General features: G+C 66.7%; 23 protein-coding genes and 1 tRNA gene. 17 read left to right on the forward strand and 7 right to left on the reverse strand.

Translation table 11 applies throughout. The annotated features are described in order from the left end of the window. Positions 1-95: 95 nt before the first annotated feature. Together EL272_RS03655 and EL272_RS03660 are read right to left on the reverse strand one after the other, a co-directional pair. A complete protein-coding gene (locus tag EL272_RS03655; protein ID WP_061787857.1) occupies positions 96-1172 on the reverse strand; it encodes a FecCD family ABC transporter permease in 1077 nt (358 codons plus the stop codon). Further along, a complete protein-coding gene (locus EL272_RS03660; RefSeq protein WP_061787856.1) occupies positions 1169-2236 on the reverse strand; it encodes a FecCD family ABC transporter permease in 1068 nt (355 codons plus the stop codon). Before EL272_RS03660 ends, EL272_RS03655 begins: the two co-directional genes overlap by 4 nt. Before the next feature lie 88 nt (positions 2237-2324). Here EL272_RS03660 and EL272_RS03665 point away from each other — a divergent pair, with 88 nt between their 5' ends. Together EL272_RS03665 and EL272_RS03670 are read left to right on the forward strand one after the other, a co-directional pair. Then, entirely contained in the window at positions 2325-3422 is a 1098-nt protein-coding gene (locus tag EL272_RS03665; protein ID WP_041696215.1) for an ABC transporter substrate-binding protein, read from the forward strand. Beyond that, complete coding sequence (locus EL272_RS03670; RefSeq protein ID WP_390849474.1) at positions 3419-4240, forward strand: ABC transporter ATP-binding protein; 822 nt, start codon at positions 3419-3421, stop codon at positions 4238-4240. The genes EL272_RS03665 and EL272_RS03670 overlap by 4 nt, the downstream gene beginning before the upstream one ends. Before the next feature lie 250 nt (positions 4241-4490). Here the strand turns inward: EL272_RS03670 and EL272_RS15230 are convergent, their stop codons facing one another. Next, complete coding sequence (locus EL272_RS15230; RefSeq protein WP_014845873.1) at positions 4491-4643, reverse strand: hypothetical protein; 153 nt, start codon at positions 4641-4643, stop codon at positions 4491-4493. Between the two features lie 164 nt (positions 4644-4807). Here EL272_RS15230 and EL272_RS15660 point away from each other — a divergent pair, with 164 nt between their 5' ends. Then, on the forward strand, positions 4808-5071 hold the full coding sequence (locus tag EL272_RS15660) for a hypothetical protein (RefSeq protein ID WP_061787854.1): 264 nt from the start codon (positions 4808-4810) through the stop codon (positions 5069-5071). 103 nt (positions 5072-5174) lie between these two features. Here EL272_RS15660 and EL272_RS03680 read toward each other — a convergent pair. From EL272_RS03680 to EL272_RS03690, 3 genes are all read right to left on the reverse strand, one after another. After that, positions 5175-5250: transfer RNA gene (locus EL272_RS03680), tRNA-Arg, on the reverse strand. A 72-nt stretch (positions 5251-5322) separates the two neighbouring features. Beyond that, the gene (locus tag EL272_RS03685; protein WP_014845875.1) at positions 5323-6681 is read right to left on the reverse strand and encodes an MFS transporter; all 1359 of its coding nucleotides are present in this window, start codon (positions 6679-6681) and stop codon (positions 5323-5325) included. Between the two features lie 18 nt (positions 6682-6699). Beyond that, positions 6700-7998, reverse strand: a complete 1299-nt coding sequence (locus EL272_RS03690; RefSeq protein WP_244926106.1) for an MFS transporter — start codon at positions 7996-7998, stop codon at positions 6700-6702. A 189-nt stretch (positions 7999-8187) separates the two neighbouring features. Here EL272_RS03690 and EL272_RS03695 point away from each other — a divergent pair, with 189 nt between their 5' ends. Genes EL272_RS03695 through EL272_RS03745 form a run of 11 tightly spaced genes read left to right on the forward strand, consistent with a single transcriptional unit; the run spans position 8188 to position 19424 of the window. Beyond that, entirely contained in the window at positions 8188-8889 is a 702-nt protein-coding gene (locus EL272_RS03695; protein WP_159424558.1) for a helix-turn-helix transcriptional regulator, read from the forward strand. Beyond that, positions 8886-12590 (forward strand): nitrate reductase subunit alpha, encoded by a 3705-nt coding sequence (locus EL272_RS03700; protein ID WP_014845878.1) that lies wholly within the window; start codon positions 8886-8888, stop codon positions 12588-12590. The genes EL272_RS03695 and EL272_RS03700 overlap by 4 nt, the downstream gene beginning before the upstream one ends. A 21-nt stretch (positions 12591-12611) precedes the next feature. Continuing rightward, entirely contained in the window at positions 12612-14201 is a 1590-nt protein-coding gene (gene narH, locus EL272_RS03705) for a nitrate reductase subunit beta (protein ID WP_061787852.1), read from the forward strand. Then, positions 14201-14908: a nitrate reductase molybdenum cofactor assembly chaperone gene (gene narJ, locus EL272_RS03710; protein ID WP_014845880.1), complete on the forward strand. Its 708-nt coding sequence runs from the start codon at positions 14201-14203 to the stop codon at positions 14906-14908. The genes narH and narJ overlap by 1 nt, the downstream gene beginning before the upstream one ends. A 3-nt stretch (positions 14909-14911) precedes the next feature. Continuing rightward, positions 14912-15649, forward strand: a complete 738-nt coding sequence (gene narI / locus EL272_RS03715; RefSeq protein WP_014845881.1) for a respiratory nitrate reductase subunit gamma — start codon at positions 14912-14914, stop codon at positions 15647-15649. Then, positions 15646-15900: a DUF6457 domain-containing protein gene (locus tag EL272_RS03720; protein WP_014845882.1), complete on the forward strand. Its 255-nt coding sequence runs from the start codon at positions 15646-15648 to the stop codon at positions 15898-15900. The genes narI and EL272_RS03720 overlap by 4 nt, the downstream gene beginning before the upstream one ends. Beyond that, complete coding sequence (locus EL272_RS03725) at positions 15900-16646, forward strand: HesA/MoeB/ThiF family protein (RefSeq protein WP_061787851.1); 747 nt, start codon at positions 15900-15902, stop codon at positions 16644-16646. Before EL272_RS03720 ends, EL272_RS03725 begins: the two co-directional genes overlap by 1 nt. A 1-nt stretch (position 16647) precedes the next feature. Then, positions 16648-17883 (forward strand): molybdopterin molybdotransferase MoeA, encoded by a 1236-nt coding sequence (locus tag EL272_RS03730; RefSeq protein ID WP_061787850.1) that lies wholly within the window; start codon positions 16648-16650, stop codon positions 17881-17883. Further along, complete coding sequence (moaC, locus tag EL272_RS03735; protein ID WP_061787849.1) at positions 17880-18350, forward strand: cyclic pyranopterin monophosphate synthase MoaC; 471 nt, start codon at positions 17880-17882, stop codon at positions 18348-18350. Before EL272_RS03730 ends, moaC begins: the two co-directional genes overlap by 4 nt. Continuing rightward, positions 18343-19188 carry an NTP transferase domain-containing protein gene (locus EL272_RS03740; RefSeq protein ID WP_073970068.1) on the forward strand — a complete coding sequence of 282 codons (846 nt, stop codon included), beginning with the start codon at positions 18343-18345 and terminating at the stop codon, positions 19186-19188. Before moaC ends, EL272_RS03740 begins: the two co-directional genes overlap by 8 nt. After that, positions 19185-19424: a MoaD/ThiS family protein gene (locus EL272_RS03745; protein WP_061787848.1), complete on the forward strand. Its 240-nt coding sequence runs from the start codon at positions 19185-19187 to the stop codon at positions 19422-19424. Before EL272_RS03740 ends, EL272_RS03745 begins: the two co-directional genes overlap by 4 nt. 1 nt (position 19425) lies before the next feature. Here EL272_RS03745 and EL272_RS03750 read toward each other — a convergent pair whose 3' ends face one another. Continuing rightward, on the reverse strand, positions 19426-19800 hold the full coding sequence (locus EL272_RS03750; protein WP_073970067.1) for a hypothetical protein: 375 nt from the start codon (positions 19798-19800) through the stop codon (positions 19426-19428). 385 nt (positions 19801-20185) lie between these two features. Between EL272_RS03750 and EL272_RS03755 the strand changes: the two genes are divergently transcribed. From EL272_RS03755 to EL272_RS03765, 3 genes are read left to right on the forward strand one after another with little or no spacing between them, the layout of a single operon-like run. Continuing rightward, positions 20186-21244, forward strand: coding sequence for an ABC transporter substrate-binding protein (locus EL272_RS03755; protein WP_244926107.1), 1059 nt, complete (start codon positions 20186-20188; stop codon positions 21242-21244). Continuing rightward, the gene (locus EL272_RS03760) at positions 21241-22413 is read left to right on the forward strand and encodes a FecCD family ABC transporter permease (RefSeq protein ID WP_014845898.1); all 1173 of its coding nucleotides are present in this window, start codon (positions 21241-21243) and stop codon (positions 22411-22413) included. Before EL272_RS03755 ends, EL272_RS03760 begins: the two co-directional genes overlap by 4 nt. Positions 22414-22443: 30 nt before the next feature. After that, positions 22444-23244, forward strand: coding sequence for an ABC transporter ATP-binding protein (locus EL272_RS03765; protein WP_061787845.1), 801 nt, complete (start codon positions 22444-22446; stop codon positions 23242-23244). Positions 23245-23318 lie beyond the last annotated feature (74 nt).

A 23318-nucleotide genomic window follows, 5' to 3' on the forward strand; every position in this document is an offset into this window, starting at 1 on the left:
TATCGATCCTCTCCGGCCGGTTGCAAGCCCTGCCCGGACGGGGTGAGAGGCGGCAACCGGGCACGGGAAGTGGGTGATCGCCGCCCCCGAACCCCTCATGCGCGACGCCGGCCCCCCATTCCCAGCAGCCACATCAGGTAGAGCCCACCGAGGGCCGAGCTGATCAGCCCGACGGGGATCTGGAAGGGACTGAGCAGCCGTCCCGCAGTGAAATCGGCCAGGACCAGCAGGGCCGCACCCACCATGAACGTCGGCAGGAGATTGATCCCCGCAGAGCGCGACAGCCGGCCCGCCAGCTGGGGAGCGGCCAGGGCCAGGAAACCGATCGGGCCCGCCGCAGCCACGCACACCGCTGCCAGGACCACGCCGTAGCCGATCATCGCGGAGCGGGTCCGGCGGACTCTGAGGCCGAGCCCCGAGGCCGCGTCGTCGCCCATCTCTAGGATCCTGCCGGGCCCGGCCAGCCACATCCCGACCGGGAGCAGCAGGATCGCGGTGACCAGCAGGGGGGTGACGGTCGCCCAGGTGATGCCGTTGAGGCTGCCGTGCTGCCAGGTCTTGGCCGCCTCGGCTGATTCGATGTCGGTGGCGGCCAGCAGGTAGTCGTTGAGGGAAGCGAGCATCTGCCCCAGGGCGATACCGCTCAGCACGAGGGTGTCCCCGCCGACCCCGCGCCGCATGGTCAGCAGCACGACCACCGCTGCCGTGGCGGCGCCGCCGATGATCGCCCCCGCCCCGGTGACCAGGGCACTGGAGGAGACGAACACCAGAATGGCGAACAGGCCGCCTGTCGTCGCACCCCGTGTGAAACCGACGATGTCGGGGCTGCCCAGCGGGTTACGGGAGACGCTCTGGAAGATCGCGCCCGACATTCCGAGCATGCCACCGATGACGATCGCCCCCGTCACCCGCGGTAGCCGCTGCTCGAGAACGATGAAGGGGGCCAGATCCTCACCCCTGCCCTGGAACACATCCAGGAGCATGTCGAGGGACACCGGATAGGCTCCCGTGGTCAGTGATGCCACCGACCCCGCCAGAACTACCAGCAACGCGATCCCGGCCACCACCAGCGACCGCCGGTGCGCCAGGAAGCTGAAGCGCGCTCGGGGCCCGAGAGAGATCCGGCGATGACCGGGAGGGGCACCCAGGGTGTGAACCGAGTCCGGGATCATGCGCTCCTCCTGTTCGTCCGGTTCGTCACGGCTAGTACGAGCAGCACGGGTGCGCCGATGAAGGCGGTCACGATCCCGGCCTCCAGCTCGGTGGGGCGGATCAGGAGCCGCCCCGCCACGTCGGCCGCCAGCAGGAGTCCTGCCCCTGCCACGACCGACCACGCCAGCAGGTGTTTCTGGTCGGCCCCCACCAGCAGGCGAACCACGTGGGGGATGACCAGGCCGATGAAGGAGATCGGACCGGCGGCGGCCGTTGCCGCCCCGCACAGCAGGGTGAGAGCGACGAACGCGACTCCCCGGACCACCGCTAGGTTCACCCCGAGTGCCGTGGCCTGTTCGTCGCCGAGAGCCAAGGCGTTGAGGCTGTGCGCCGATGCCAGGGCCAGGACCAGACCGACCGCCAGGAACGGGGCCACCCAGAGCAGGACCTCCAGTTTCCGGTTCTCGAGCGAACCCACCACCCAGAACCGGTACGAGTCGAAGATCTTGCTGTTGTACATGGTGATGGTGCCGGTGATCGACGAGAGACTGGCGCCCAGTGCGACACCGGCCAGCACCAGACGGGCGGGTCCGGAATCGGCGGAGCGCCGCGACATCATGTGCACGAGCACCGCGGCCGCCGCCGCGCCGGCGAACGCGAACGGCAGGTACTGGTTCACGGAGGTCAACCCGAGCCCTCCGATGGCCGCGACCACCGCGAGGGAGGCGCCCGCGTTGACCCCGAGGATGCCGGGTTCCGCCAAAGGATTGCGGGTGAGGGCCTGCATGACAACCCCGGCCACGGCGAGAGAGGCGCCCACCACGATCGCGAGGATGGTGCGGTGGATGCGCAGCCCCCACACCACCTTGCTGGCAACCGAGTTGTCGTACGCCAGGAATCCCTGCCAGACCTCCTCCGGGCTCAAGGTCCGGGAACCCAGAGCCAGGCTCTCGGTGATCAGCACGAGGAGGACCAGAACCGCCAGCAGTGGGGCCAGGAAACGCAGGGGACCGCTGCGTTTCCTGGTGAATCGGGGACGGCCGGGCCGAGCGGGGGTGTCGGCCTGATCAGTGGAAGATCGCATGGAGCGCTGGTCCTGTTCGGGTCGGGGTTTGAGGCGAGCTGCGAAATAAGCTGGCCTTTGTCACGGAGTTAAGGTTAGCCTTGCTCTCATGAGTGCTTCTCGAGCGATGCGTCCCCATCCCTTCACCGTTTCCCGCCGCGCGATCCTGGCCGGTGGGACGGTCTCCGCCCTGGCGGTGCTCGCGGCCTGCTCATCCAACTCCGCTTCGCAGGAAACCTCGCCCGCCGCTTCCGGTGGGGCATCCACGGGTTCTGGTTCCGCCAAGAGCCTCCCGAAGAGCACCGTCGTCCCCACCGAGCTGGACAGCGGGCTGGGCTCCGGGCAGGCCGATGGCGTCTTCCCGCGCACCGTCGTCCACTACCAGGGCGAGACGACGATCAACGCCGCCCCCACCAAGGTGGTCGTCATCTCCACGGGACAGGCCGACGCCATGCTGACCCTCGGCATGTGCCCGATCGGCTCCACCACCGCATCCGGCGCGGAGGGTCCCGTTTCCCAGTACCTGAAGGACGCCTACCCCGACCAGGTCTCCGCCATCGAGGCCATCACGAAGGTCGGGTCCCGAAACGAACCGGACATCGAGGCCATAGGGGCACTCAAACCCGACCTGATCCTGACCAACATCGCGGGCAAGGACGATGCCGATACCCTGCACAAGAACCTGACCGCCATCGCCCCCACTGTTGTGATGCGCGGCACCGGACAGTTCTGGAAGACCGACTTCCTGCTGCTGGCCGACGCCCTCGGTAAACGGGAGGCGGCCCAGTCCCTGCTGGACACGCTCAAGAAAGAGGCGGCCGAGGCTGGTTCAGCGCTGAGCTCCGCCGGAACGGTCTCGCTGCTGCGCAAGAACAGCGACAAGCTCCGGATCTTCGGGCCGATCTCGTTCGCCGGGTCCGTCGTCGCCGACATGGGGCTGCAACGCCCCGACACCCAGCAGTTCACCAACGGTGTCTCGAATGAGCTGTCCTCCGAGACCCTCGACCAGGCCGACGGCGACTGGCTGTTCTACGGAATCCAGGGCGACAAGGACGAGGAACTCACCGGACAGGCGCTCTGGGGTTCGCTGAAGGCCGTGAGCGCCGGACACGCCGTCAAGGTCGATGACGACCCGTTCTTCCTGAACGCCGGGCCCACTGCGGCACGCGTCGTCCGTGACCAGATCGTCAAGGCCGTCCGGGGTTGAGCGGAAACGAAGCCCGGTCCTTCGTGCTGGAGGGCCGGGACCTCCATCTGGGATACGCCGGTGGCGCCGATGTCGTGGCGGGCCTCGATGTCGCCATTGAGACGGGGTCGTTCGCCGTGATCGTCGGGCCGAACGCTTGCGGCAAGTCCACCCTGCTGAGGTCGCTGAGCAAGGTGTTGCCGCCGCGTTCGGGAACCGTCCTGCTCGACGGTAGGGAGATCGCCGGGATGCGCCCCAAGGCCTTCGCGCGGGAGGTCGGCTTCTTGGCGCAGTCCTCGATAGCCCCCGAGGGGATCACTGTCCACGAACTGGTCAGCCGTGGCCGGTATCCGTACCAGAGCGTGCTGCACCAGTGGTCCGACGAGGACGACGAGCAGGTCAGCACCGCCATGGAACGCACCAACGTCAGCGCGCTGGCCGCGCGGCGCGTCGCCGAGCTGTCCGGCGGTCAGCGGCAACGGGTCTGGATCGCGATGGCACTGGCCCAGCAGACGCGCGTGCTGCTCCTAGACGAACCCACCACGTTCCTGGACCTGGCCCACCAGGTGGAGGTCCTGGAGCTGTGCCGGGAACTCAACCAGGTGCTCGGCACCACCGTGGTGGCCGTGCTGCACGACCTCAACCAGGCCTGCCGCTACGCGGACCGGATCATCGCCATGCGCGACGGCCAGATCCTGACGCAGGGAAAACCCTCCGATGTGATGACCGCGGAGATGGTGGAACAGGTGTTCGGCCTCGAGGTCTCGGTGACCCCTGACCCGGTGACGGGCACACCGCTGGTGCTCCCGGCTCCACCGAGGACACACAACACGGAATAACGGGTTTCCCGGGAGACCGCGAAACCAGACGCAAAGGGTATGAAACCGTCCTGTCCGGCCGGGTAAGTGGAGCGCCGAGCAGTTGCGGTCCGCGAAGACCGGGGAGGTACGTGGCAACCACGTCCCGGTACTCTCACCAGCTCAACATGGAGGGGGCTCATCTGGCGGCCTGGGCGTCGTCCTGATCGTTCGATTGGCCAAGAGCTGGGGCAGCGGCCGTGTGACGACCTTCGCGGCGACCCGGCGTTGTTCAAATGGTCAGGGTGCTGACCGCCACCACGTCGGATCGCTGGATCGCCGCATCCGTGGCGGGGGAGGTTGAGGTGAGGACGGCTGCTCCCAAGGACAGGGCGGTCAGGGTCGCCGCGGCCCACATCTTTGTGTTGCGGATGAAGGTTGTCATGGTCTGCTCTCTTTGCGAGGGTTGTTGCTGATCCCATCGAACGGCGCTTTGCTGTGGGATTGCTGTGCGCCTGCTGAGCCGTGGGTTTGAGCTGGGGTGGGGAATGAGTCAACGACCAAAGCGATTTACAATCCAATCAGCTTTGACTCGTGCGATAAGAAGACGTGCAGTTCGGAATCTTCAGCGTCGGCGACGTGACCACCGACCCCGCCACCGGGCGCACCCCTACCGATCACGAGCGCATCAGGGCCACCGTCGAGATCGCGAGGCTCGCAGACGAGGGGGCTCGGGCGGCGGCACTCCGGTGGCGCATCGACGAGGCGGTGGGGGAGCTGCGCTCCTGCCTGACGGGCGTAGAACGCCGACATCCCGTCGACGGGTTCGAGCAGGTCATTCCCTTCGAGGAACTGCTGAAACGGGAGAGGTAGGAACTTCACGGGTGGTGCTGGCTGATGCGGAACAGATGCGGACTCCGAGGGGGAGCAGTCGTGGAAAAGCAAACGCCTAGTCGCGTCTGACTAGGCGTTTCACTGGCGACCCCGGTTGGATTCGAACCAACGACACCCGCTTTAGGAGAGCGGTGCTCTATCCCCTGAGCTACGGGGCCAACTGTGGCAGCTTATCCCATCCGGTGGCGGTCCGCGCGGCCCGGTTTGGTGCGGACCGCCACCGGCGGTGATCAGCTGGGCTTCGGAGCGCCCTTGCGGGCGTAGCGCTGCCAGGTGATGACCACCCCACCGAGGGCGAATACCACACCGACCCAGTAGAACGCGACGGCCCCCAGCAGGGTCACGCCGACGCCGAACAGGAACGGCCCGAAGGCGGCGATGGCGGCAGTCCAGCCGATCACACCGCCCGCCTGCCGCGGTTCGAAGATCATCGGCATCTGCTTGAACGTCGAGGCGTTGCCGATCCCGGAGAACAGGAAGATCGCGAGCATGCCCCACAGGTAGAGGTTGAAACTGCCGTCGAGGGCCGCCACCGAACTCTTGTCCGGGGTCAGGCCGAGAATGGTGACCGGAATGGAGATCACCAGCCCGATCCCGGAGATCAGGGTCCAGATCGCGCCACCCATCTTGTCGGTCAGCGGCGAGAAGGCCACCCGCGCCCCGGCTCCGACCAGCGGGCCCAGGAAGGCGTAGACAGCCGGGTCCTTGAGTACGTAACCCTGGGCGACGAGGTCGTTCAAACCCGCCCCCGAGCCGTACAGGTTGGTCATGAGCAGGCCGAACAGGGCGGACAGACCCGAGAACGTGCCGAAGGTCATGATGTAGAGGTAGGTCATCCACCAGGTGTCGGGGTTGCTGAAGATGTCGAACTGCTGCCTGATGTTGGCCTTGATCGGCACGGATTTGAGCGCCAGCCAGGCCCACACCGCGATGGCCACCAGCAGCGGCACCCACACGAAGGCCGCGTTCTGGTACCAGACGTCACCCTTCGGGCCGTGCTGGGCGGCGCCCAGCCAGGACACCATGGAGAAACCGATCAGCCATGGGGTGAGCAGTTGCACCAGCGAGACACCGAAGTTGCCGATGCCCGCCTGGAGGCCGAGCGCGGTGCCCTGGAGGCGTTTCGGGAAGAAGTAGGAGGTAGAGGGCATGAAACCGGAGAACGCGCCGCCACCGATGCCCGCCAGGAAGGCCAGGGCCATGAACAACCAATAGGGGGTGCCCGGGTTCTGGACTGCGAACCCCCAGCCGATCAGCGGCAGGATCATCAGCACCGACGTGATGGTCACCAGCTTCCGGGTGCCCAGGATCGGGGGCAGGACCATCCACACCAGGCGCAGGATGCCCGCGGACAGACCCACCATGGAGGTCATCCAGTACAGCTCGTCCTTGCTGAAGGCGAAGCCGATGGATGTGAGCTTCGGGATTATCGCGCTCGGCAGGAACCAGGACACGAACGCCATGGTCAGCGAGAACGTCGTGATGGTCAGGGTGGTCCAGGCGATCCTGGAGTCCCACTTCGATTCGTCCTGGGGATCCCAGTCCTCGAGCCACTCCCCGGAGCGGGGTTTCTCTGCCGGTGTGCTCATTGGTCTTCCTTCTCCTTCCTACACGGGCCGGGCGCCGTCGGGGACCTCGACGAGATCCATTTCGGGGTTCATCCGCTTCATGCGGGAGATCACGAGGTGCATCCAGATCAGCGTAAGGCCTGTCAGGACGGTCAGTACGATGAAGGGGGTGGAAGCCAGTCCCGTGAACTTCTCGATGTAGGCGAACATCGGGGGAAGGAAGAAGCCACCCAGGCCACCCAGCATGCCGACGAGACCTCCGACGGAACCGACGTGGTGCGGGAAGTAGGTGGGGATGTGCTTGTAGACCCCTGCTTTGCCGATGCCCATGGTGCAGCCGATCAGGAATATCAGCGTCACCACCAGCCACAGCGGCAGGCCGTAGGCGTTGCCATGCGCGTCGACCCCGCTGGGGATGCACAGGACGGTGAAAAGGGCGCCGATCGGAACGAAGGTTGCGTACATGGCGGTGCGGGCACCCCAGCGGTCGGAGACCCAGCCTCCCAGTGGCCGCAGCAGGGAGGCGGGGAAGATGAAGGTGGTGGTCAGGAGGGCGGCGGTGCCGAGATCGACCCTGAACACGTCCTGGTAGTAGGTGGGCAGGATCGCCGAGTAGGCCACGTAGGCCCCGAAGACGATCACGTAGTAGAGGCTGAAGCGCCACACCCGGATGTCCTTGAGCGGCGTCAGCATCTCGGAGATCCTGGCGCTCGCCCCCGGTGTGCGATCCGGGAAGGGGGTGATGAACCACTGGAGGATCCCGACCACGATCAGCAGGATCGCGTACACGATGGGGATGAGGCGCCAGCCGCCGGGGAGGAAACCGAGCACGGCGCTGCCCGCGGTGGCCGTGATGATGCCGGGGCCGATGATCTTGGTGACGGAGGCGCCGACGTTGCCTGCGCCGAAAACGCCGAGGGCGAAGCCCTTGTGCTGCGGGGAGTACCAGGCCGAGTTCCACGCGACACCGGCCGAAAACGAGTTACCGACGATGCCGACGCAGAAGGCCAGGACCAGCAGCATCGCGTAGTTGTCGGCGAAGGAAACCGCCAGTGAGGCCACCGCCCCGAAGGTCATCATCACGGTGAAGACGATCTTGCCGCCGAAACGGTCGGCGAGGATTCCTGCGGGCAGGCGCCACATGGAGCCGTTCAGGACCGCGACGGCGCTGATCCAGCTCAGCTGCACGGAGTCCAGGCCGAACTCCTTCTGGATGGGTTTGCCGAGGATCCCGAACATCAGCCACACGGCGAACATCAGGGTGAACGAGATGCTGGACATCGTGAGGACACGCACGGCGCCCGGGGCCTCATGATGTCTGGTTGTGTCGGCGCTCACGGCGCTCCCTCCAATGGGGGTGGTCCCTTTTAATTGCTGGCAGGAGCCTATGTGTGGCTGTAGTATCAAGTCAACAAACGAGGCCGGGAAGGCCCAACGGCAAGGGTTTTAAACAAGAAGTTCATTGCTAAATTGTCGTTTCGGGCCGACCAGGGCTTCCCTTTTTATTCTGATTGCAGGAGGATGTCGGTGACCATTGCGAGGCAGGTGGCCGGGGGCGAACAAACCGCATCCGCGCAGGATGCTGCCCTCGATCTCCTCGCGCGCCATCCCGAGGGCCTCACGGTCGCCGAGATCGCCGAGCAGCTCCGGCTGCACGTCACCACCGTCCGGGTACACCTCAACCGGCTCGTCGCTGAGGAACGACTCCTGCAGCGCGACGAACGGGTGGGGGTCGGGCGGCCCCGGCGCCGCTACTTCCCGGTGCCCCGCGCCGTCCCCTCGGCCACCATCCAGGACGATTACCAGATGCTGACCGAGGTGCTCGCCCAGGTGCTGGACGTCGAGAGCACCAAGGCCGAGGACGTGCTGAAGGAGTGGGCGATGCGCACCCTGGACGCCGGCATCCTGGGGCTGCCCAAGCCTTCCGAGGCCGGCTGGCAGGACAAGGTCGATGTCGTACTCGGGCTGTTGAGGTCCTGGGGATACGACCCCCGGGTGACACGGACCGGGCCGTGCCGTCTGGCTGCGGAGCTGCGCGGTTGCCCACTCAGCGAGACCGCTTTCTCGTGCCCCGAGGCCGTGTGTGGCGCACACCAGGGGCTCATCCGCGGGGCGCTTGGGGTACTCGGGGAAGCCGACACGGACGTCGAACTCGAAGCAGACTTCTCGGGCGGACCCTGCTGCCTGAGGCTCAGCCGGGAAACCGGACACGAAGGAGAGAAGCAATGACCAACACGTACGAGGTGGGCATGGACGGTCCGCTCACGGATCTGCTGGTTGACACCGGCCGGTTCTTCACGCGGGGTGAGGTCTCCCGTGACGGGCGCACCGTCCACAAGAAGGGCGGTCGCAGCGACTCCTTCTACCGGGACCGCTGGGCCTACGACAAGGTGGTTCGCTCCACCCACGGGGTGAACTGCACCGGGTCGTGCTCCTGGAAGGTCTACGTCAAGGACGGGATCATCACCTGGGAGGCGCAGCAGACCGACTACCCCTCCGTCGGTCCCGACCGGCCCGAGTACGAACCCCGCGGCTGCCCGCGCGGAGCGTCGTTCTCCTGGTACACCTACTCCCCGACCCGGGTGCGCTACCCCTACATCCGGGGCGTCCTGCTGGAGATGTACCGGCAGGCCAAGGCCCAATACGGTGATCCCGTGCTGGCGTGGGCCTCCATCGTCCAGGACGAGGAGAAATCGCGCACCTACAAACGGGCCCGCGGCAAGGGCGGTTTCGTCAGGGCGAACTGGGACGAGGCCGTCGAGATGGTGGCCGCCGCCCACACCTACATCATCAAACGCTGGGGTCCCGACCGGATCGCCGGTTTCTCGCCGATCCCGGCCATGTCGATGGTCTCCCACGCATCCGGTGCCCGGTACCACAGCCTCATCGGCGGCTGCATGCTGTCCTTCTACGACTGGTACGCCGACCTGCCGCCCGCCTCGCCGCAGGTCTACGGCGACCAGACCGACGTGCGTGAATCAGGCGACTGGTGGGACGCCGGCTACCTGATGCTTTGGGGTTCGAACGTGCCCCTGACGCGTACGCCCGACGCCCACTGGATGGTCGAGGCCCGCTACCGCGGCCAGAAGGTCGTGGTCATGTCGCCCGATTACTCGGAAGCCACCAAGTTCGCCGACGAGTGGGTGCCGGTCGCGCCCGGCACCGACGCGGCCCTCGGCATGGCGCTGGGACATGTGGTGCTGAAGGAGTTCTTCGCCGAACGGCGGGTGCCGTTCTTCGACGAGTACAACCGCACCTACAACGACTCCCCGTTCCTGATCACCCTCGACGAACACACCCCCGGGGTGTACCGGCCGGGCAAGAACCTCGTTGCGGGCGATGTCGGCGGGGAACTGGCCGAGCAGGCCAACGCCATGTTCAAGCCGCTCGTCTGGGACGAGAACACCGACCGGATAGCCAGCCCCAACGGCACCCTCGGGCACCGTTTCGGCGAAGCCGATGCGGGCAGGTGGAACCTGATCCTGGGTGACCTCAAACCCGCCCTGACAATGATGGACACCCCCGGACACGAGATGGTCGAGGTGGAGCTGCCCTGCTTCGCAAACGACACCGAGGAGCCCTTCGGGCTGCGGCGCGGGGTGCCGGTGCGGCGGGTCGGGGACCGGCTGGTCACCACCGTCCTCGACCTGCTGCTGGCCCAGTACGGCGTGGCCCGCCCGGGTCTGCCCGGAAACTGGCCGAAGGACTACGACGACGTCGAGGGCATCTACACCCCCGCGTGGCAGGAGACCATCACCAACGTTCCCGCCGCTCAGGTCATCCGGGTTGCCCGGGAGTTCGCGCAGAACGCGATCGACACCAACGGACGCTCCATGATCATCATGGGGGCCGGCACCAACCACTGGTACCACGCCGACGTGATCTACCGGACCATGCTGACGCTGATCCAGTTCTGCGGCTGCGAGGGCCGCAACGGGGGCGGCTGGGCCCACTACGTCGGCCAGGAGAAGGCCCGTCCCATCACGGGATGGGCCACCATGGCCTTCGCACTGGACTGGCACCGGCCCGCCCGGCAGATGATCCACACCGGCTACTGGTACATCCACACCGACCAGTACCGCTACGACACCTTCGACGCCGACACCCTCTCCGCCAAGGAGTTCGGCAACGACCTGTTCGACAAGAAGGTCACCTCCGACCTGTACGTGCAGTCCGCGAAACTGGGCTGGATGCCGTTCTTCCCGCAGTTCGAGAAGAGCCCCCTCGTCCTGGCCGACGAGGCCGCCGCCGCCGGGCAGGAGGCCCCCGCCTACATCGTCGACCAGCTCAAACGGGGCAGTCTGAAGTTCGCGGTCGAGGACCCCGACAATCCCGAGAACTTCCCCAGGGCCCTGACCCTGTGGCGTTCCAACCTGATCGGCAACACCGCCAAGGGCGACGAGTACTTCCTGAGGCACCTGCTCGGCACCGACCACGCCGTCACCGCCGCCGAGGCGGAGGGGGAGATGCGCCCCAAGGACATGGTCTGGCGGGAGCAGGCGCCCGAGGGCAAACTCGACCTGCTGCTGACGCTGGACTTCCGCATGACCAGTTCGACGTTGATGTCCGACGTGCTGCTGCCCGCGGCCACGTGGTACGAGAAACACGACATCAACACCACCGACATGCACCCGTTCATCCACCCGTTCACCCCCGCCATCAACCCGCCGTGGCAGGCGAAGACGGACTGGGAGACGTTCCAGTTGATCGCCGACAAACTCTCCGAGCTGGCCGAGGATCACCTCGGGGTGCGCAAGGACGTGATGGCCACCCCGCTGATGCACGACTCACCGGACGCGATGGCCATGCCTCACGGTGTGGTCAGGGACTGGAGCAAGGGCGAGGTGGATCCGATTCCGGCGGTCACCATGCCGCGCCTGACCGTCGTCGAACGCGACTACACCGCGATCGGGGCGAAATACGGCACCGTCGGTCCGCTGCTCGACAAGCTCGGCACTGCCCAGAAAGGCCTCGTCACCGACGTCACGTCGGCCATCGCGTACCTCAAGGGCAAGAACGGCACCCGCCGCGGCGGCCCCGCCGACGGCCGTCCGCAGCTGGACAATGGGATCGACGTCGCCGAGGCGATCATGTCGCTGGCCGGCACCACCAACGGGCACCTGGCCACCCAGGGGTTCAAGACCTTGGAGAAACGGACCGGCGTGCAGCTGCACGACCTGGCGGCCGAGCACGAGGGCAAGCACATCAAGTTCCAGGACATCGTCGCCCAGCCGCAGCCGGTGATCACTTCACCTGAGTGGTCGGGATCCGAATCGGGAGGCCGACGCTACGCCCCGTTCACCATCAACGTGGAACGCATGAAGCCGTGGCACACGCTCACCGGGCGCATGCATTTCTACCTCGACCACGACTGGATGATCGCGCTCGGCGAGCAGCTGCCCACCTACCGCGGCCCCCTCAACATGACCCAGCTGTTCGGCGAGGCCCCGCCCGGTGAGGTCAACGAGCTCGGCGTGTCCGTGCGGTACCTCACGCCGCACTTCAAGTGGGCCATCCACTCGCAGTACCAGGACAACTGGTTCATGCAGACGCTCTCCCGCGGCGGTCAGCAGATCTGGATCAGCCCGCAGGACGCGGCCAAGGTCGGGATCAAGGACAACGACTGGGTCGAGTTGGTCAACCGCAATGGCGTCGTCAGCTGCCGCGCGATCGTCTCGCACCGCATGCCCGAGGGCACCGTGTACATGTACCACGCCCAGGATCGCCTCATCGAGGTGCCGTTGACGGAGCGGAATGGGCGCCGCGGCGGTATCCACAACTCGATGACCCGCATCATGATCAAGCCGACCCACATTGCCGGTGGCTACGGACAGATCGCCTTCGCGTTCAACTACTACGGACCCACGGGCAACAACCGTGACGAAGTCACGATGATCCGCAGGCGTTCCCAAGACGTCACCTACTTCTGAGCCGGAAAGGACCTAATCAAAATGCGAATCATGGCCCAGATGGCGATGGTGATGAACCTCGACAAGTGCATCGGCTGTCACACCTGCTCGGTCACCTGCAAGCAGGCGTGGACCAACCGCTCCGGCACCGAGTACGTGTGGTTCAACAACGTGGAGACCCGTCCGGGTCTCGGCTACCCCCGGGAGTACGAGAACCAGGAGAAATGGCAGGGCGGCTGGGAGGTCACCAAGCGCGGCAGGCTGCGCCTCAAGGGCGGCGGCCGGTTCCACAAGCTGCTCAACATCTTCGGCAACCCGAAGATGCCCGAGATCGACGACTACTACGAACCGTGGACCTACGACTACCAGAACCTGCTGAACGCCCCGGCGGGGCAGAAGCACTTCCCGGTGGCCAGGGCCCACTCCCTGATCACGGGGGAACCCATGACCCCCAAGTGGGGCCCGAACTGGGACGACGACCTGGGCGGTGCGGTCGAGTACGGGCACAAGGATCCGATGCTCAAGGGCATCGAGGACAAGGTGAAGTTCGAGTTCGAACAGACCTTCATGTTCTACCTGCCGCGCATCTGCGAACACTGCCTCAACCCGGCGTGCGCTGCCTCCTGCCCCTCCGGTGCGATCTACAAACGCGCCGAGGACGGCATCGTCCTGGTGGACCAGGACCGCTGCCGCGGCTGGCGCATGTGCATCTCCGGCTGCCCCTACAAGAAGGTCTACTTCAACCACCACACCGGCAAGGCCGAGAAATGCACCTTCTGCTACCCGCGCGTGGAGCTGGGGATCCCCACGATCTGCGCGGAAACCTGCGTCGGACGGCTGCGCTACATCGGGTTGATGCTCTACGACGCCGACGCGGTGCTCGTTGCAGCGGCCGAACGCGACGAACACAAGCTGTACGAGAAACAGCTCACGGTCTTCCTCGACCCGGAGGATCCCGAGATCCGCGCCGAGGCGGAACGCCAGGGCATCCCGCACGACTGGATCGAGGCGGCCCGGCGTTCCCCGGTGAAGAAACTCATCATGGATCACCAGGTGGCGCTTCCCCTGCACCCGGAGTACCGCACCATGCCGATGGTCTGGTACATCCCGCCGCTGTCGCCGATCGTCGACTCCGTCGCCTCCACCGGATACGACGCAGAAGACGTCGACAACCTGTTCGGGGCCATCGACGTGCTGCGCATCCCCATGGAGTACCTGGCCAACCTGTTCACGGCCGGCAACGTCACCCCGGTGCGCGCCGCCCTGGAGAAGATGGCCGCGATGCGCTCCTACATGCGCGACATCAACCTCGGCGGGGTCGGCAACGAGGAGATCGCGGCCAAGGTCGGCATGACCGGCCAGGAGATCCAGGACATGTTCCGGCTGCTCGCGATCGCCAAGTACGACGAGCGCTACGTCATCCCGCCGTCGCACAAGGAACAGGCCCACAGCCTGGAGTCGATCTCCACCGAATGCCCCGTCGGCGAGGGCGGTACGGCCCCCGGCAGCGGTCCCGTGGCCGTGACGATCGGCAGCTACTCGGCCGCGAAGGCCCGGCGGGAGACCGCCCAGGGACAGGGCACCTTCCTCGACTGGGACGGCCACGGCATACCGACCTCGGGGGTGAGGTGATGAGACGCTGGCTACCCGGCATCGGACGCCGGGCCCCGAAGGTGCCGGCCCGGGAGCTGCCCGACGACCAGCTGCGCGTGACGTGGCAGGCCGTCTCGCTGCTGCTGGACTACCCGTCGGTGAAGCTGTTCCGGAACCTGACGCGGCTTCGTGATGCGGCCGGGCGGCTGCCCGCGCCGGCGGGGGAGCCGCTGATCGGGGTGATCGACCACCTCGAAAAGCAGGGCCTGGAGGCGTCCCGGCGGGCCTACGTCGAGACCTTCGACCACACCCGCAAGTGTGCCCTGCACCTGACCTACTACGCCCACGGCGACAGCCGGAAGCGGGGGGTGGCGCTGGTGCAGTTCAAACAGGCCTACCGCCGCGCCGGGATGGAGGTCAGCGACGAGGAACTGCCCGATCACCTGTCGGTGGTGCTGGAGTTCGGGGCCCTCGGCGACCTGGATGTCGCCTGGGACCTGGTCAACCGGCATCGCGCCGGGGTGGAACTGCTGGCCATGGCCCTGGAGCACCGGGGATCCCCCTGGCACGGGGCGCTGGCCGCCCTGCGCGCCACCCTGCCCGCCATCGACGGTGAGCAGGCCGAAACCGTCGCGAAACTGCTCCGCGACGGCCCCGAGACCGAGGACGTGGGGCTGGAACCCTACGGCATCGATCCGTTCCTGAACCCCCGTCCCGACGAAGACGCTGAACTGCTGGGAGTCTGATCCATGAACACTCTGCTCTGGGGGGTTTTCCCCTACATCGCGATGGCGGTCTTCGTCGTCGGCATGATCTGGCGATACCGGTTCAGCCAGTTCTCCTGGACCACCCGCAGCTCGCAGATCTATGAGTCGCGGCTGCTGCGCATCGGTGCGCCGCTGTTCCACTTCGGTCTGCTGTTCGCCTTCGGTGGGCATCTCATGGGGCTGGTCATTCCGAAATCGTGGACCGATGCCCTCGGCATCGGACAGGAGACCTACCACCTGGTCGCGGTGGCCGGCGGCTGGGTCTCCGGGATCATGATCGCCGTCGGGTACCTGATCCTCATCATCCGGCGCATCGCCGTGCCCGCGGTGCGGAAGGCCACCACCATCGGGGACGTCGTGATGTACGTGGTGCTGACCGCCATTCTCGTCACCGGCGCGTGGAACACGCTGACCACCACCTTCGACCACCACTACAACTACCGGCAGGGGGTGAGTCCCTGGTTCCGCAGCATCTTCACCTTCCAGCCGAACATCGAGCTGATGGTGAACTCGCCGTTCTCCTTCCAGGCGCACGCCTTCCTGGCGTTCCTGATCCTGCTGATCTGGCCGTTCACCCGGTTGGTGCACGCCTTCAGCATCCCGGTCGGGTATGTGACCCGGCCCTACGTGGTCTACCGCTCCGCCGGTAGGAAACCGGCCCGGCACACCAATGTGCCCGCCGGGCTGTGGGACAAACCCAAACTGAAGGAGCAGGTGTGAGCGGTAGGGAACCCATTGACGAGACCGCCTGGGCCGCCTGGGTGGAGCACGTGGCCGCGGCCCTGGAGGTCGACGCATCCGGGGTTTCGCCGCGCGCCGTTCACGACCTGACGGGCCAGGTCGCGGCACGCTACCAGCGCCCCATGGCCCCGGTCTCCGCCTACCTGTGGGGGTTGGCGATCGCCACCCACCCGGACCGCGACCCCGGGGAACTGGCCCGGGTCATTCTCGACGCGCTACCGGAGAGCTGATGCAGCCGGTCATCGCTGTCCCCGAGCCCCTCACCGAAGCCGAACGCGAACGCTACCAGCGAACCATGGCCATCGACGGTTTCGGGGAGGAGGCCCAGGGCAGGCTCAAGGCCGCCACGGTGTGCTGCATCGGGGCGGGCGGCCTCGGTGGACCCGTGCTGCAATACCTGGCCGCCTCCGGGGTGGGGCGGCTGATCGTCGTCGACGACGACGTCGTGGAGGAACGCAACCTGCAACGCCAGACCCTCTACGGAAACGCGACCCTGGGAGCCTCCAAGGCCGACGCCGCCGCCGCGCGGCTGGCGGACCTCAACCCCTTGGTCGAGGTGATTCCCGTGCCTCTGCGCGTCACGCAGGAGACGGCGGAGGAGATTCTCGGGGACTGCGACGTGGTGGTTGATGCGGTGGACAACCTGCCCACCCGCCTGGTCGTGGCCAGGGCCTGCCAGCGCCTCGACCTGCCCTTGGTCTTCGGTGCCGTCCAGGCCGTCAACGGGCAGGTCACGGTGCTGTGGGAACGCCACGGAATGGCCCTGTCGGATCTGTTTCCCGACCCCCCGCGAAGCTGCCCGACGGCCTCCGAGGTCGGGGTGCTGGGTCCCATGACCGGCTGGGTAGGCTCAGTGATGGCCACCGAGGTGGTCAAGCTGCTCACCGGGGTGGGGGAGCCGCTGCTGGGGCGCGTGATGTACATCGACACCCTCCGGGCGAGGGTGGTGGAACTGCCACTTGCCGGGAGGAGTTGACGTGCGCGACAGATTGAGTATCGAGGAGTACCGGGCCGAGCTGTTCCGGCTCGTGGCGCGGATCACGGATGTCGAGACCGTATCCCTGGACCGGGCAGACGGGCGGACGCTGGCGACGCCGGTGACAGCAGCCACGGCTGTGCCGGTGTTCGTGAACTCCGCCATGGACGGTTTCGCGGTCCACGAGACCGACCGGCACTGGGGCGCCGAACTGAGTGTGGTCGGGACGGTCGCCGCGGGGTCACCGCTGGATCCGGCGATGGGTCGCGGCGAGTGCGTGCGGATCATGACGGGCGCTCCTCTGCCGTCACAGGCCGATGCGGTGGTGCCCGTCGAACTGACTGAGGAATCCGGAGGGATCATCCGGATCGTCGAGGAACCGGGCGCCAAGAACCACGTCAGGGCGGCGGGGGAGGATTTTTCCGCCGGCGCCGAGGTGCTGTCGGCCGGGCTGCGGCTGGGGCCGCGGGCCCTCGGCGCAGCAGCCGCCTGCGGGCGGGGGGAGGTTACGGTGGTGCGGCGACCCCGCGTCGCCGTCATCGCGACGGGCGATGAGCTGCGTCCCGCGGGGGCGATGCTGGCCCGGGGCCAGATCTACGAGTCGAACGGCACCTTCATGGCCGGGCAGCTGAGCAGGATGGGCGCTGAGGTGGTCGCGTCCCCGGTCCTGCCCGATGACCCGGAGAGTTTCGCCGCCCGGCTGGATGCCGCGGCGTCAGGGGCGGATCTGGTGGTGTTGAGCGGCGGGGTTTCTGTCGGCGACCACGATGTGGTGCGGCAGGTGCTGGGCGGGGAACTTGGTTCCTCCGCCGCGGTGCGGTCCCGTTTCGTCCACGTCGTCATGCAACCCGGGAAACCGCAGGGCTGGGCGCTGTGGCGGGCGGGGGAGCGGGAGGTGCCGCTGGTGGCGTTGCCCGGCAACCCGCTGTCCACGATGGTCAGCTGCGAACTGTTCGTGGAGCCGCTGATCGACGCGATGCTGGGTCGCGAACCACGACCCTGGCTGCGGGCCCTCGTCGGATCTCCCTGGCCCGCCCCGAGGGGTCGTCGTCAGGTGGTGCCGGTCGTCGTTTCATCCGACGAGTCGGGGCGCCTGGTCGTGGCGCCCGCCCATGAGGGAGTCTCGGCCTCTCACCTGGTCTCAGCTGCCGCTCGGGCGGATGGCCTGGCTTTGCTCGACGAACCGACGGACAACGTCCGGCCCGGCGACCTCGTCTCCTTCCGGAGGTACCTGTGAAATTCACCCACCTCGATTCCGCCGGCCAGGCCCGCATGGTCGACGTCACCGACAAACAACCGACGAAACGCGCCGCCACCGCCTCCGCGACGGTGGTCTGCGACCCGGAGATCCTGCGGCGCATCGCATCCGGGGAAATGCCGAAAGGCGACGTGCTCGCGGTGGCGCGGATCGCCGGGATCGCTGCGGCGAAACGAACCCCGGAGCTGCTGCCGCTGGCCCACGTGATCGGGGTGCACGGCGCCGCGGTAGATCTGACTCTCGGCACCGAGAGCATCGAGGTGGTCGCCACGGTGCGCACCGCCGACCGCACCGGCGTCGAGATGGAGGCCCTCACCGCCGCATCCGTCGCCGCGCTGGCATTGATCGACATGGTCAAGGGCCTCGACAGGCACGCCTACATCCGTGAGGTGAAGCTGCTCGCCAAGGAGGGCGGTCGCTCGGGTCGTTGGCGGCGCGATGCCTGAGTTCGATGCGATCATCCTGGCCGGCGGGCGTGGATCGCGGCTGGGGGGAGTGTCGAAAGCTGACCTGACGGTGGGCGGCAGACGGCTGCTCGATGTGGTGCTCGAAGCTGTGCGGTATGCCCGCACGACGGTCGTGGTCGGGCAGGTTGCTGCGCCTGACGGGGTGCTGGTCACTCTCGAGGATCCCCCCGGCACTGGGCCCGCTGCCGGTATCGTCGCCGGTCTGGAATCCGTTGAACGATCCGCGGAGTGGACGGTGGTGCTGGCCTGCGACCTGCCCGGTGTGCAGGCGGCGGTGCCCCGGCTGCTCGCCGCGACCACGCGGGGTAACGACCTGGACGGCTACTGCCTGGCCTCGGCTGAGGGAAACCCGCAGTGGCTGCTGGGAATCCACCGCACCACGCGGCTGCGGGCGGTGGCCCGAGCCTACGGCGACCCACGGAACCGGTCGGTTCGCGGGTTGCTGGCGGGCATGCGGCTGGGGCTGCTGCCCGATGCCGATGATGACGGGCGTGACGTGGACACGTGGGTGGATCACGCTTACTGGAATGAGTTCTGGAGGGAGAAGATGAGTCAGGACGAGACGGGCTGGCAGGAGTTCGTGAATCGGGCTTGTGCGGCCCTGGATATCGACCCGGTGCGCGTGGACATTCATGGAGTACTGGAACTCAGCCGTGAGATCGCTCACGCGGGGGCACGCCCCATGGCCCCCGTGAGCGCTCACCTGTGGGGGTTGGCTGTCGGGGCCACTCCGGGACGCGACCTCGACTACCTGCGCCGGGTGGTGGAGGACGCCGCCACTTCGGCGCCCCTGCCGCCGGAGAAGGAGGAGAAATGATCCTCGTCCGGCTGTTCGCGGCCGCGGAGTCCGCCGCCGGGACCGGTACCGAGGAGGTGGAGGCCGCCACCCTCGGTGAGCTGAAGGCCATCCTCGTTGCCCGTCACGGTGAGGGATTCGAGGCGGTGCTGGGGCGTTGTTCCATGCTGGTCGACGGCAGGGCGGGCCTGCCGGACGACCACGACCTGACTGGGGTGCAGGGGGTCGACGTCCTGCCGCCCTTCGCCGGGGGCTGAATCAGCGGCCCGGAAGCTCCCGCAGCAACTCCTCCGGCACAGGGAACGGGAGGGTGTGGAAGGTCTGGTTGGAATTGATGTCGTTGAAGTCATCCTCTTTGACGCGCACGAAATCCGGGGTTGCCTCGGCGATGTAGACCTTCGATGTTCCCGAGTCGGTCACGAGCTCGTAGGGGGCGGCCAGGTAGCGGATGCCAAGCTCGTCGAGGGTCTCCTCCGCTTCGAGCCAGTCCACTGTTTCGCTGCGTTCCCGACCGAGCAGGTCGATGGCGACGAAACCTTCGCCGCGGGGTGCGATCCAGCCGATGGGCTCGCGATTCGCCCCGCCAATGTGCGTGATCCACTCCTCGGACACGGTCTTCCTCGTCTTCTCCACCCCTAGATTTTAAAGGCTCTGCGGGCAAGGCCCGGTCGCAATGACGGAGCGAGACGCTACTAGTTGACATGAAACACGGGTGGAGGTCGCTGTCACGCAAAGCCTCGTCTCGCATAGTGCAATTCCAAAGTTGCGTAATCCGGCGACCTGCCTTTAGGGTTGCCTAGCTTTATCTTTGCGGTGACGCGGCAAGCGTCCCGGGTAGTCCGATCTGACCAACACCACCACACACAATCGCGCCGCCGTGGCGGCAGGAGGCATGGATATGAAACGCAGGACTTTTCTGACAGGAGCCGCAGGAGCGCTGGGAGTGGCCACCGTTTCGGCGTGCAGCAACGGCAACCAGCCGGCTGCGCCCTCTACTTCAGGATCAGCCGGCGGCGCAATGACCATCACCGATGTCGCGGACCGTACCGTCACCCTGGAAGCTGCTCCTTCCAAGATCATCCTGGGGGAGTCCCGGCAGGCCTACTCGTTGCTCTTCCTCCAGCGTGACAACCTCATGGACAAGGTCGTGGCCTGGGGAACCGACCTCCAGAGCGCTGCCCCCGACATCTACGATCGCCTGGTGAAGGTGCAGCCCAAGGCGGCAGAGCTGCCCACCGTCGGCAGCGTCGCCAAGGGAGACCTGAGCGTGGAGAACCTCCTCGAGTACAACCCCGACCTGTTCCTCATGACCCTGGAACAGTACGAGGCCGCCAAACAGGCCGGGTTCGACGCGAAACTGGATTCCGCCAAGATCCCCTACCTGGTGACCGATTTCCGCAAGAAACCGGTGGAGAACACCCACACCAGCGTCCGGCTGCTGGGCCAGGCCTTCGGCGTCTCCGGCAAGGCGGATGAGTTCCTCACCTACTATGACTCCTTGGTCAACCCGGTCCTGGAGGCAGCCAAGGCCAAGGCCGAGGCGGATCGCCCGAGTGTTTTCGTGTGGCGTTCCCCCGGCATCTCCGAACCCGGCCGCACCTTCGGGGAGTCCAACTTCGGCCAGATTGTCACCGCCAGCGGCGGCAACAACCTCGGCACCAAACTTATCGATGGGGACGCGGGCACCGTCACGGCCGAGCAGCTGATCGCATCCCAGCCGGACATCATCATCGCCACGGGAGGCGACTGGGAGAAGCAGAAGGTGAGCGAGAAGACGGTCATCAAGTACGTCAAACTCGGCTACAACGCCACCCCTGAGGAGACGAACCAGACCTTGGGGCAGCTGTCCAGCGAGACCGGTTACAGCGAGCTGAAAGCGTTCAGCGACAAACAGGTCTACGGCATCTACCACCAGCTCTACGACGCGCCGTACAACTTCCTCGCCTACGTCGCCTTCGCCGAATGGCAGGGACTCAAGGTTGACGGGCTGCCCGAGGTGGACGCCGCCTGGAGCGAGTTCCACGACAAGTTCATGCCCTTCAAGGCCGAGGGCGTCTTTGCCGCCAAGCTGTCATGACCGACACCAAGGCAGCCGAGACCGTCTCGGAGAGTAGCGCCGCAGTGGAAGCCGCGGTACTGGAGGACGGCTCCCAGAAGGAAGCACTCGCCGAGTTCTGGCGGATCAAGACCAAACGCATGCTGACCCTCGTCGGCATTCTCGTGGCCGTGGTGGCCATGTTCGTGATCGCCATGCTGGTGGGGCCGCTCAACATCAGCGCCGCGGACATCGCCAGCACCTATCTCAGGGGGATCGCGGAAGGACTGCAGCAACTGGGGATCGATGCCGGATGGGCGGCGGAGGTGTCCGGGCGGACCCGAACCGTCGTGATGGAGTTGCGTACCCCGCCCGCTCTCATGGCGGTGGTGGCCGGAGCCGCACTGGCCCTTGCCGGCGCGCAGATGCAGACCATTCTCGACAACCCCCTGGCGGAGCCCTACACCCTCGGCGTCTCCGCCGCTGCGGGTTGCGGCGCGGCAATCGTGATCGCCACCGGGATCAGTTTCCCCTTCTTCTCCGAGGCCTCCGTGCCGATCGGCGCCGCGGCGCTGGCTCTGGTCGCCAGCGGGGTGATTGCGCTGGTGTCGCGGCTGCGGCGGTCGGGTCGCGAAACCATCATCCTGCTGGGTATCGCCCTGGTCTTCGGGTTCCAGGCGTTGCTGATGCTGCTTCAGTACCGGGCCTCCCAGGAATCCCTTCAGCGGATGGTGTTCTGGACCATGGGGTCGCTGGAACGCGCCACTTGGTTCTCCATCGCCATGGTGCTGGTCTCCCTCATCGTGGTCACTCCGCTGTTCTCGATGAACCAGTGGAAACTCACTGCGCTCTCGCTTGGTGAGGCCCGGGCCCGGGCCATGGGTGTGAAGGTCGACAACGTCCGCATGTGGACCCTGCTGGGGGCCTCCCTGATCGCGGCGCTCACCGTCAGCTCCGTCGGGATCATCGGTTTCGTGGGCCTGGTCGGCCCCCACGTGGCCCGCATCCTGGTGGGGGAGGACCAGCGGCTCTTCGTGCCGACGGCAATGGCCTGCGGCGCTCTGGTGCTCACCAGCGCCCATGCGGTGGCCCAGATCGTGGTGCCGGGTGTGGTGCTCCCGGTCGGTATCCTCACGGCCCTCGTCGGTGTCCCGGTGTTCGTGCTGATCATCCTGGGCAGGCGGCGCACCACCTCCGCCATCTCCAACTAGACCACGCTCACGAGAAGAGGTTCGGAACTCATGCTCAACCTTGAATCCATCAGCGTGAGCTATGGAAAACACGCGGTGCTCTCCGGTCTCGACCTGACCATCAAGGAGGGCGTCGTCGCGGGGCTGCTCGGCCCCAACGGCTGCGGGAAGTCGACGCTGGTCCGTTCCATCGCGGGCGCCCAGCACTGCCACGGGTCGGTCAGCTACGGGAAACGCAGCGGCCGCGCCCTGCAGGACGTCACCGGGTACATGCCCCAGGAGATCCCGGGGCACATCGCTCTGACCGCCATGGAATCGGTGCTGGTCTCGGCCCAACGCGGCGGCTCGGCGTGGCGGGTCCCGAAAAAAGACGTGGAACGCGCCTACGCCGCCCTCGAGGCGCTGGGCATCGGCAGGCTTGCCAACACCTATCTGGGGGAGTGCTCGGGAGGTCAACGGCAGCTCATCTCCCTGGCGCAGACCCTTGTGCACGGACCCGAACTCGTGTTGCTCGACGAACCGACCAGCGCCCTGGACCTGAAACATCAGGTCCGGGTGCTGCGCAGCGTCCGCAAACACGTCCACGGTTCCGAGGCCACAGTCGCCGAGAAACGGAACGGAAAGGATACGGAGGCGGGGGAGCCGTCCTCCCGACTGGCCCTGGTGGTCCTGCACGACATCAACCTGGCCACCCGCTTCTGCGATGAGGTGATGCTGATGGCCGCCGGCGAGGTGGTGGCCCAGGGAACCCCACACGAGGTCTGCACCTCGGAGAACCTGAGCCGGGTCTACGACACGGAAGTGGCGGTGAACACGGACGAGGAGGGGGTGCTCACGGTCGTGGCCCGGTAGTGGCTCGCCTCGTTTTCTCCGGAAGCTCTTTCAAGAAGCTTGGCCCAGCCATATGGCGAACGAGAAGCAGTCGG

The sequence above is a fragment of the Arachnia propionica genome (assembly GCF_900637725.1).
GTDB classification, from domain to species: Bacteria; Actinomycetota; Actinomycetes; order Propionibacteriales; family Propionibacteriaceae; genus Arachnia; species Arachnia propionica.